The organism is Mesorhizobium sp. B2-4-15, assembly GCF_006658505.1.
Lineage (GTDB): Bacteria > Pseudomonadota > Alphaproteobacteria > Rhizobiales > Rhizobiaceae > Mesorhizobium.
In genome coordinates this window covers 120,649-130,893 of record NZ_VFUZ01000017.1, presented here as the reverse complement: position 1 = coordinate 130,893, position 10,245 = coordinate 120,649, and the positions used below count along the sequence as shown (strand labels likewise).

Sequence of the window (10,245 nt, the reverse complement as noted above, 5' to 3'; positions counted from 1 at the left end):
AGGGGTTAGGGGTGGGGGTACGGCGCCAACTTGGGAAGCGTGAAGCACTCATACCTTGAGCCCCGCGGCCGCGTCACGCTCGGCCAGACGGTAGAGCTGGTCGCGCCCGGGCAGATAGGGATCCGGCCATTTCACCCCACGGTCGCCGAGCGTCACCGCCGCATGCAACGTCCAATAGGGATCGGCAAGATGCGGCCGGGCCAGCGCTACCAGGTCGGCGCGTCCGGCCATCAGGATCGAGTTGACATGGTCCGGTTCATAGATGTTGCCGACCGCCATCGTCGCCATGCCGACCTCGTTGCGGATGCGGTCGGAAAACGGCGTCTGGAACATGCGGCCGTACACCGGCTTCGCCAACAAAGAGGTCTGGCCGGCCGAAACGTCGCAGATGTCGACGCCGGCCTCATGCAGCAGCCGTGCTATCTCGACTGCGTCGGCGGGTGTCACGCCTTCGATGCCGACCCAGTCATTGGCCGAAATGCGCATTGAGATCGGCTTTTCCGCCGGCCAGGCGGCGCGCACCGCATGGAAGATTTCGAGGGGATAGCGCATGCGATTCTCCAGCGAACCGCCATATTCATCCGTGCGCCGGTTGGTGACCGGGGTGATGAAGGATGACAGGAGATAGCCATGCGCGGCATGGATCTCCAGCATGTCGAAACCGCAACGATGCGCCATCTCGGCGGAGGCCACGAACTCGTCGCGCACCCTATCCATGTCGGCGCGGTCCATCGCCTTCGGCACCTGATTCTCAGGTGACCACGCCACCGCCGAGGCGGCCATGACAGGCCAGTTGCCGGAGGTCAGCGGCACGTCGGTGCCTTCCCAGCCGACACGGGTCGAACCCTTGGCGCCGGAATGGCCGATCTGCGCGCAGATCTTCGCCTCCGTCTCGGTATGGACGAAATCGACCAGTCGCTTCCACGCCACTTCGTGCTCGGGCGCGTAGAAGCCGGGACAGCCGGGGGTTATGCGCCCTTCCGGGCTGACGCAGGTCATCTCGATATAGACGAGGCCAGCGCCGCCCTTGGCACGCTCGGCATAGTGAGTGAAGTGCCAGTCTGTCGGGCAGCCGCCGACGGCCCTGTACTGTGCCATCGGCGAGACAACGACGCGGTTGTTAAGCCGCATGTCGCGCAGCTTGAACGGCGCGAACATCGGCGCCCGGCGCAGCCTGTTGCCGCCGGCCCCCGCCTGGCGCTGGAACCACTCTTCCGCGCCGCCCAGCCATTCGGCATCGCGCAGCCGCAAATTCTCGTGGCTGATGCGCTGAGAACGAGTCAGCAGCGAATAGTTGAACTGCACCGGATCGAGGCCGAGATAGCGCTCCACCTCCTCGAACCATTCGAGCGAATTGCGCGCCGCCGATTGCAGCTTCAGCACCTCGGTGCGGCGGGCATCCTCATATTTACGGAACGCGGCATCGAGGTCCGGCTCGGTTTCGACATACTCGGCCAGTGCCACCGCGCTTTCCAGCGCCAGCTTGGTGCCGGAGCCAATCGAGAAATGCGCCGAGGCGGCCGCGTCGCCCATCAGCGCCAGGTTCTTGTACGACCAGCGCTCGCACAGCACGCGTGGGAAATTGATCCAGGCCGAACCCCTGATGTGGTTGGCGTTGGTCATCAATGCATGGCCGCCGAGATGCTTTTCGAAGATGCGCTCGCAGACCGCGATCGATTCCTGCTGCGTCATCGCGCCGAAGCCGAAGGCTGCCCAAGTCTGTTCGCTGCACTCGACGATAAAGGTCGCGGTGTCGCTGTCGAACTGGTAGGCGTGCGCCCACACCCAGCCATGCTCGGTCTTTTCGAAGATGAAGGTGAAGGCGTCGTCGAATTTCTGGCTGGTGCCCAGCCAGACGAACTTGCATTTGCGGGTGTCGATGTCCGGCTTGAAGACATCGACGAAAGTGTTGCGTGCCTTGGAGTTCAGCCCGTCGGCGGCGACGACCAGATCATGCGTCTCCATATAGGGACGGGGATCGCCGATATCGGTCTCGAACATCAGCTTGACGCCGAGTTCCCGCGCGCGGCGTTGCAGCAGGATGAGGAGTCGCTTGCGGCCGATGCCGCAAAAACCGTGGCCTGACGAGACCGTGCGCACGCCGTCATGGATGACGGCAATGTCGTCCCAATAGGCGAAATGCTTCTTGATCCACACGGCGCTGACCGGATCGTTCTTGGCCAGGTTGTCGAGCGTTTCGGCCGACAGCACCACGCCCCAGCCGAACGTATCGTCCGGCCGGTTGCGCTCGAACACCGTCACATCGTGCCCGGCGTCCCTGAGCTTCATCGAAATGGCAAAGTAGAGGCCGGCTGGTCCGCCGCCGAGAACCGCAACCTTCATCCGTGCGATCTCCTCTTCGCTTCTTTTGCTAGCCTGAATATCGCGCCTGAAGCCAGATATTTCAAGCTTAAAATTTCATATCGAAACGACCGGACCTTTGTGCGCCTCGACGCCTTTCATGTCGGAGCCGTGACCGACGGGACGTTCAGCCAATCCGGATCGATTTCCGGCAGCGGAATGGCTGCTATGAGGTCGCGCGTGTAGGCCTGCTGGGGATTGGCGAACAAGGCGTCGGTGGCGCTGGCTTCGACGATCCTGCCTTCGCGCATGACGATCACCTGCCGGCACAGCCGCCGGATGACGGACAGGTCGTGGCTGATGAAGGCGACCGTCAGACCCATCTCCACTGCCAACTTCTCGAGCAAAGTGAGGATCTGCGCCTGCGTCGACACGTCGAGACCGGAGACGATCTCGTCGGCCAGGACGAATTTCGGCGACATCGCCAGCGCGCGCGCAATGCCGACGCGCTGGCGCTGGCCACCCGACAATTCGTGGCGGTAGCGGCCGGCGAAATTCTGCGGCAGGCCGACCCGCTGCAGCGCCTCGGCGACGCGGCTCTTCAGATTATCGCCAAGCCCATTCTGCTTGAGCGGCGCGGCGATGATGCTGGCAATGGTGCGGCGTGGGTTGAGCGACGACATCGGATCCTGGAAGATCATCTGCAGGTCACGGCGCAGCGGGCGCAACTCCGCTTCCGGCAGATGCGTGATATCGCGGCCGTCGAAGCTGATGCTGCCGGCGCTGGGTTCCAGCAGCCTGACCAGCGCCCGGCCGAGCGTCGACTTGCCGGAACCGGATTCGCCGACGATGCCGGTGACCGAGCCCCTGGGCAGGTCGAAATCCAGGCCTTTCAGGATCTCGGCCATCGGCGCGCGGCCGATCAGCGGCTTGCGGGTCATGTCGGGCAAAGCCACCTTCAGCCCGCGCACGGAAAACAGCGGTTCAGCCATGCGGCTGCCTCCACGCCTGGTCCACCGCCGCGATCTCGGCGGCAAGCCCAGCCAGCACCGCCTCGTCCACCGGTTTCAGCGAAGCGAACGGGTCTGTGTAGCGCGGCGTCGCCCCCATCAGCGCACGTGTATAGGGGTGCCGCGGTGCCGCGAAGAGCGCAGCCGTCTCGGCTTCCTCGACCACTTTACCGGCATAAAGCACCGACACCTTCTGGCTGATCTTGGCGACAACGCCGAGATCGTGGGTGACGAACAGGATCGCCGTGCCGTGCTCGCGCTGCAACTGCGCGATCAGCCGCAAGATCTGCTTTTGCACGGTGACGTCGAGCGCGGTGGTCGGCTCATCGGCGACGATCAGCCGTGGCTCGGCGGCGAAGGCGGCGGCGATCAAAACGCGCTGGCGCATGCCGCCGGAAAGCTCGTGCGGATAGCTTTTCAGCACGCGCTCGGGGTCGCGGATCTGCACCTCGTCAAGCAATTGCCGGATGCGGGTGTCGGCCCTCTCGGCGCTCCAGCCGAGGATGCGCACCAGCCGGTCGGTCATCTGCGGGCCGATGCGACGCGATGGATTGAGCGCGGTCAGCGGGTCCTGCGGGATCAGCGCCGTGCGCGCGCCGATCAGCGTGCGCCGTGCCTTGGGCCGGAGTTTGCCCAGGTCTTCGCCCTCAAGCCTCATATCGCCTTCGACAATGCGCACGCTCGACGGCAAGACGCCAAGCACGGCCTTGCCGATCATGGTCTTGCCGGCGCCGCTCTCGCCGACCAATGCGCGCACCTCACCGGGCTGCACCGCGAGCGACACCGAGCGCAGCACGCGCTGGCCGTTCGGCAGCACCGCGCTGAGATTGACGATGTCGAGGCAGGCGCTCATCGCAGCACCGGATCGAAGCGCGCCTTCAGCGCTTCGCCGAACTGGCTGAACGACAGCACGGTGAGGATCAGCGTGATCAGCGGGAACACCAGCACCCACCAGGCCTGATGGATCGACAGCCGCCCCTCGGCGATGATGCCGCCCCAGGTCGGGTCGTCGGCCGAGATCGACAGATTGACGAAGGACAGGATCGCTTCGACGATCACGGCAATGCCCATTTCCAGCGATAGCAGCGCGACGATCGACGGCACGACGTTGGGCAGCACTTCGCGCAGCATGATGCCGATGCGGCCATAGCCGGCGATGCGGGCGTTCTCGACATAGTCCATGCGCGACTGGCCCATGGCCTCGGCTCGGATCACCCGGCAGAAGCGCGTCCAGTCGATGATGGCGATGGCGAGAATGACGGAGCTGAGGCCGGTGCCGAGCACCGCCACCAGAAGGATGGCGAACAGCACCGGCGGGAACGCCATCCAGATATCGACGATGCGCGAGATGATGCGGTCGGCCCAGCCACCGAAATAGCCCGCGATCAGCCCAAGCGTCGAGCCGACCAGGCAGGCGGCGATCGCGGCGGCGAAGGCGACGATGAAGGCGATGCGGCCGCCGAAGATCAGCCGGGAGAGCAGGTCGCGGCCGAGGCTGTCGGTGCCCAGCCAATAGCCGGGCTCGGCGCCGTCGAGCCAGAAGGGCGGCAGCCGCTCCAGCATCAGGTCCTGCGCCAGCGGATCCTGCGGCGCGACCAGCGGCGCGAAGATCGCGGCCAGCAACGCCAGCAGCAGCCAACCGCCGGCGAGCCACAGCCGAGGGCTTACGCCCCGTCGCCACATGCGTGCCTTATCCATGGCGCAGCCTCGGATTGAGCAGCGCGTACATCATGTCGACGGCAAGGTTGATCAGCACGAAGAGCAGCGCGAAGACCAGCACGATGCCCTGGATCAGCGGCAGGTCGCGGTTGATGACGGCATCAATCGCCATGTTGCCGAGTCCCTCATAGGAGAACAGCCGCTCAACTATGACGGTGCCGCCGATGAGGAAAGTGAATTGCACGCCGACCAGGGTCAGCGTCGGCAAAGCGGCGTTCTTCAGCGCCTCGCGCAGGATGACCTGCGTTTCCGAAAATCCCTTGACCCGCGCGAGCACGACATAATCGAGGTCGAGCACTTCCTTCAGCGACTGTTTCAACAGCTGCGAGATGATCGCCGCCAGCGGCAGTGCCAGCGCCACCGCCGGCATCAGCATGTGTTTCAAGAGATCCCAGGTCAGGTCGAAACGCAGCCGCAGCAGGCTTTCGAAGAAATAGAACTGGGTGACGAAGGGCAGGTCGAGCTGTGGGGACACGCGGCCGGAAATGTCGAAGATCGGCACCAGCACGCCGAACAGCAGGATCAGCACCAGCCCCCACAGGAAATCGGGAATGGACAACGCCGCCCCGCTGGCGATGTCGATGCCGGCCTCGACCGCCGTGCCGCGTTCGCGCGCGCCGAGGATCGCCGTCACGCCGCCGATCGCAACCGCCATGACAAGCGCGACGATGGCGAGCTCCAGCGTCGCCGGCAGCCGGTTGAAGACCAGGCCGAGCACATCTTGCCTGAGCGAGATCGAGGTGCCGAAATCGCCCCTGACAACACCGGACAGCCAGATGAAGAATTGCTCAACGATGGACTTGTCGAGCCCGTAGAGCGCGCGCAGCCGGGCGATGTCGGCATCCGTCGCGCCGGGCGGCAGCATCATGGCGATCGGATCGCCGGGCGCGACGCGGATCACGACAAAGACGACGACGGCCACGCCGAACAGCGTGATCAGCATCGTCGCAAGACGGATCAGGAATCTTTGCAGGAGCATGTAAATCTTTGCAGGAGCCCGTGGCTCGTATTCCCGATGGAAAATGCGCGCCGTCATTGGTGACGGCGCGCGGTAATTCAGGGTTGATGTCAGGCCGGGGTCATCAGGGCCGGAAGCAGCGCGCCGGAAATATGCTGGACCACCTTGACGCCCTTGGCATGCACGATTGGCTGCGCGTACTGGATCAGCGGCAGCACATAGGCCTGCTCGGCGATGTATTTGTCGACCGCCTTCCAGCCGGCGATCCGCTTGGCTTCGTCCTTCTCACCCCAGAGCGGGCCGATCTTGGCATCGAGGTCGTCGGTCTTCCAGGACGAGTGCGGCGACGGGCCGAACATGGCGAAGCCGGTCGAGGTGGTCGGATCGCCGATGGCGTTGCCCCAGTTGTAGAAGGCGGCCGGAGCCAGCTTGTGCGCGGCGCGCAGCTCATAGTGCTTGGCGATCTCATACACCTCGATCGTCGCCTCGATGCCGACCTTGCGCCACATGCCGACGATCGCCTGCACCATCTCGTAGTCCTTGGGCTTGAAGCCCTTGGTGGTCTGGATGGTGATCTTTGCCGGCTTCTTCGGCGAGTAGCCGGAAGCAGCGAGCAATTGCTTGGCCTTTTCGGGATTGTGCTCGACCTTGATCGACGGGTCGAAGGCCGTGTATTCGGGCGTCTCCAGCGTATCGATCGGCTGGCCGTAGCCGCGCAGCAACCGCTTGACCAGGAGCTCCTTGTCCACCGACATCACAGCCGCCTGGCGGACGTTCTTGTCCAGCATGGCGTCCTTGTTGTTGAAGAAGATCATGCCGATGTCGGAAACGTTCTTGCACGACCCGGCAAGCCCATCCTTGGCGATCAGGCGGTCATACTCCTCATAGGGGATTTCGAGCGTCACCTGCGAGGAGCCGGATTCGATCTCTGCCACGCGGCTCGCCGCGTCGGTGACGAACTTGATCGTCACATTCTCGAAGGCCGGCTTGCCGCCCCAGTAATTCGGGTTGGCCTTCAGTCGCAGGAAAGCGTTGCGCTCGAATTTCTCGACCATATAGGGGCCGGTGCCGATCGGGGCCTTCTCGAAGCCTTCGGCGCCGACCTTTTCGTAATAGGCCTTCGGCATGATGTAGCCGGTCAGGAACGACATCCACTTGAAATAGACCGGGTCGAACTGCACGACGTCGCCGGTGATCTTGTTGCCGTCGATCTTGAAGTTGTTGACGTTCTTCCAGACGAACTGGATCGGGTTGCCGGTCTTCTCGTCGCCGGCGCGCTGCAGCGACCAGACGACGTCCTCGGGCGTGAACGGCGAACCGTCATGCCATTTCACGCCTTCGCGCACCGTCATCGTCACCTTGGTGCGGTCGTCGTTCCAGCCCCATTCGGTCAGCAGGCCCGGCGCGAAGGACAGGTCCGGCTTCTGCGGGATGAACTGATCGAACACCGACTGGTAGAGGCCCTGGATGGTGGGGTTGACGGCCGATGGGCCGGTGGTCGGGTCCCAGGAGGGCAGGTTGACATTATAGGCGATGGTCAATTCGCCGGCGGCGGCCTTGGCGATGTTTGGCAGGCCGACAGCGGCCACACCGAGTGCCGCGGCACCGTATCCCAGCAATTCGCGTCTGTTGATTGTCATTGTCGTTCCCCTTGTTGGTTATTGTCTTTGCACGGCACTGTCCGTTCATTGGTTCAGGCTTCGTGGGCAGCAGCGCCTTGCCTCTCGCAGCCTCCGTGAAATCGTCGGGCCTACCTCCCGCCAAGCTGTTGCGCGAGCATGAAGCCCGAGGCCGCACCCGTGCCGGCGCCTGGCCATGTCGCCGCGCCCGTGAGATGCAGATTGGCGACCGGCGTGTTCCAGCCGGCGAAGCCGCGCGCCGGGCGGAACAGGAAATTCTGCGCCGGATGATGGCTGCCGCAGACCTGGTCGCCGCCGACCAGGTTCGGGTTCTCGCGCTCGAGGTCGATGGGCGAGAACACCGCCCGGCCAAGGATCTTCTGGCGAAGTCCGGGCGCATAGGTCTCGATCATGTCGAGCACGCGGTCCGCGTAGGCCTCCTTGACCTGATCCCAATGCGCGGCCGCGATCTTGGCCGAAGCATCGCCCAGGATTTCGGCGGGCAGCATGCGCACCTGCACCCACAGCACATGCTTGCCCGCGGGCGCGCGCGACTGGTCGATCGCCGTCGGCTGGCCGACGACCAGCACCGGTTCGTCCGGCAGCATGCCCGCGATCGCCTGCTGATAGGTGCGCGACATGGCGTCGAGCGAGGGCGACAGATGGACATAGGCAAACTGCCGAAGCTCCGCCCCGGCGCGCCAGTCCGGCAGGTCGTCGAGCGCCAGATGGATCATCATCGTGCCCGGCGCATGGCGGAACTTTTTCATCGCCGTATCGAAGCCGGCGTCGCCCGAACCGGCGGACAGCAACTTGCCCGTCAGTGCCCTGGGCGCAACGCCCGCGATGACCGCCCTGGTCGCTATATGGCTCTCACCGGAAGCCAGCCGCACGCCGGTCGCCCTGCCGCCGGAAACCCTGATCTCGGCCACCTCGGCCCCGGTGACGATCTTGCCGCCGGCTGACGTCACCATGCCCGACAAGGCGCGGACGATGGTGTCGGCGCCGCCCCTGCCCAGCACCATGCCGAAGCTCTGGTTGGCCATCGATTCCAGATAGGGGAACACGGCGCCGCCTGCGATGTCGGGCGCGAAGTCGAGATGCATCCCCCAGGTGGCGAGTGTTGCACGCACATGCGGCGACTCGAAGTTTTCCTCGAGCCAGGCGCGCGGCGATGACAGCAGCAGGCGACCCGTATCGAGCGCGCCGGACATGCCTTTCCTGCGCCACAGGTTCCAGGCCGTACCGGCAAGCGCGCGGGCACTCATCGGCGAGCCGAGCAGCCGGAACAGATGCTCGGCTTCCGCCGGAAACGCCGCGACCAGCCTGCGCCATGTCGCTGCATCGGCGGCGGAGAACGCAGCCATGCGCGCGGCTGTTTTCTCCAGACTGTTGCTGACGCCGAACCAGCGTCCGTCCGGGAAGGCGCTGGCGAAGCAGTCGGCGACCGGCGCGAACTCCAGCCCCTGCGCTTTCAATTCATTTGCATATTTCCGGTGGAAGGCAGAGCCGGCAAACAGGCTCAGATTCATCGCCCCGAAATCGTGACGGAAGCCGGGAAGGGTGAATTCGCGCGTCTGGACGGCACCGCCGATTGTCGCGCTGCGCTCGAAAATCCCGGTTTTCCAGCCTTTCAGCGCCAGATGCGCGGCGCATGCCAGACTGTTGTGGCCCGCCCCGACAAAGATGGCGTCGAACTCGCTCACGCCCCGTTCCCATTTCCTTTATGCTTAAAGATAATTGCAGATGCATATGTTTTCGTCTAGTAGGATATTAAGGGCCGAGACGAGCCTCCAGCATCATCAAGAAAGAGGGAACAGAGATCATGGACACGCAAAAACTCCTCGGCGAGGTCGCCGGCCAGCTGCTTTCAGGTGCCATCAAGGTGGTCGACCTCTCGGCGCCGCTGGGACCCGACACGCCGCTGATCAAGCTGCCGCCGGAACTTGCCGTCGACACACCGAAGGTCGAGATCCATTCGATCTCCCGCTACGACAAGAACGGTCCGTGGTGGGCCTGGAACTGGCTGAAGCTCGGCGAGCATTCCGGCACGCATTTCGATGCGCCGCAGCATTGGATCACCGGCAAGGATTATCCGGACGGCGCCACCGACACCATTCCGGCGCAGAATTTCGTCGGCCCGGTCAATGTCATCGATTGCTCCGGGGAAGCCGCCGCCGATCACGATTTCCTGCTCACGGTCGACCACATCAAGGCCTGGGAAGCCAAGCATGGTGCCATCAACCCCGGCGAATGGGTGGTGATGCGCACCGACTGGTACAAGCGCAACGGCTCGGAAGCCGCTTTCCTCAACGCCAACGAGACCGGACCGCACACGCCCGGCCCGACGGCTGAAGCCATCCAGTATCTGATCAGCAAGGACATCAAGGGCTGGGGCTCGGAGACCATCGGCACCGATGCCGGCAAGGCTGGCGGCATGGAGCCGCCATTCCCGGCGCACACGCTGATGCACAAGGCCAATCGTTATGGGCTCGCCAGCCTCTGCAACCTCGACCAGCTGCCGCCGAAGGGCGCGATCCTGATCGCCGCACCGCTCAAGATCGAGCACGGCACAGGCAGCCCGATCCGCGCGCTGGCGCTGGTATCGGGAAAATAGAGCGAGGTGGGTCTTCGGGAG

At 64.3% G+C, this 10,245-nt stretch carries 8 protein-coding genes; 1 reads left to right on the top strand and 7 read right to left on the bottom strand.

Going from position 1 to position 10,245, the window contains the following annotated elements; all coding sequences use genetic code 11:
• Nucleotides 1-48: 48 nt before the first annotated feature.
• The 7 genes from FJ930_RS20460 to FJ930_RS20430 all read right to left on the bottom strand — a co-directional run bounded on the left by FJ930_RS20460 (nucleotide 49) and on the right by FJ930_RS20430 (nucleotide 9,313).
• Nucleotides 49-2,343 (bottom strand): bifunctional salicylyl-CoA 5-hydroxylase/oxidoreductase, encoded by a 2,295-nt coding sequence (locus FJ930_RS20460; RefSeq protein WP_141839870.1) that lies wholly within the window; start codon nucleotides 2,341-2,343, stop codon nucleotides 49-51.
• 116 nt (nucleotides 2,344-2,459) lie between these two features.
• The gene (locus FJ930_RS20455; protein ID WP_141839869.1) at nucleotides 2,460-3,293 is read right to left on the bottom strand and encodes an ATP-binding cassette domain-containing protein; all 834 of its coding nucleotides are present in this window, start codon (nucleotides 3,291-3,293) and stop codon (nucleotides 2,460-2,462) included.
• Nucleotides 3,286-4,164 (bottom strand): ABC transporter ATP-binding protein, encoded by an 879-nt coding sequence (locus FJ930_RS20450; protein ID WP_141839868.1) that lies wholly within the window; start codon nucleotides 4,162-4,164, stop codon nucleotides 3,286-3,288. Before FJ930_RS20450 ends, FJ930_RS20455 begins: the two co-directional genes overlap by 8 nt.
• Nucleotides 4,161-5,009 (bottom strand): ABC transporter permease, encoded by an 849-nt coding sequence (locus tag FJ930_RS20445; protein ID WP_141839867.1) that lies wholly within the window; start codon nucleotides 5,007-5,009, stop codon nucleotides 4,161-4,163. The genes FJ930_RS20450 and FJ930_RS20445 overlap by 4 nt, the downstream gene beginning before the upstream one ends.
• A complete protein-coding gene (locus FJ930_RS20440) occupies nucleotides 5,002-6,009 on the bottom strand; it encodes an ABC transporter permease (protein WP_141839866.1) in 1,008 nt (335 codons plus the stop codon). Before FJ930_RS20440 ends, FJ930_RS20445 begins: the two co-directional genes overlap by 8 nt.
• Before the next feature lie 89 nt (nucleotides 6,010-6,098).
• A complete protein-coding gene (locus FJ930_RS20435; RefSeq protein ID WP_141839865.1) occupies nucleotides 6,099-7,628 on the bottom strand; it encodes an ABC transporter substrate-binding protein in 1,530 nt (509 codons plus the stop codon).
• Between the two features lie 110 nt (nucleotides 7,629-7,738).
• A complete protein-coding gene (locus FJ930_RS20430; RefSeq protein ID WP_141839864.1) occupies nucleotides 7,739-9,313 on the bottom strand; it encodes an NAD(P)/FAD-dependent oxidoreductase in 1,575 nt (524 codons plus the stop codon).
• Nucleotides 9,314-9,432: 119 nt separating this feature from the next.
• Between FJ930_RS20430 and FJ930_RS20425 the strand changes: the two genes are divergently transcribed.
• Nucleotides 9,433-10,224 (top strand): cyclase family protein, encoded by a 792-nt coding sequence (locus FJ930_RS20425; protein ID WP_140744549.1) that lies wholly within the window; start codon nucleotides 9,433-9,435, stop codon nucleotides 10,222-10,224.
• Nucleotides 10,225-10,245: the final 21 nt, after the last annotated feature.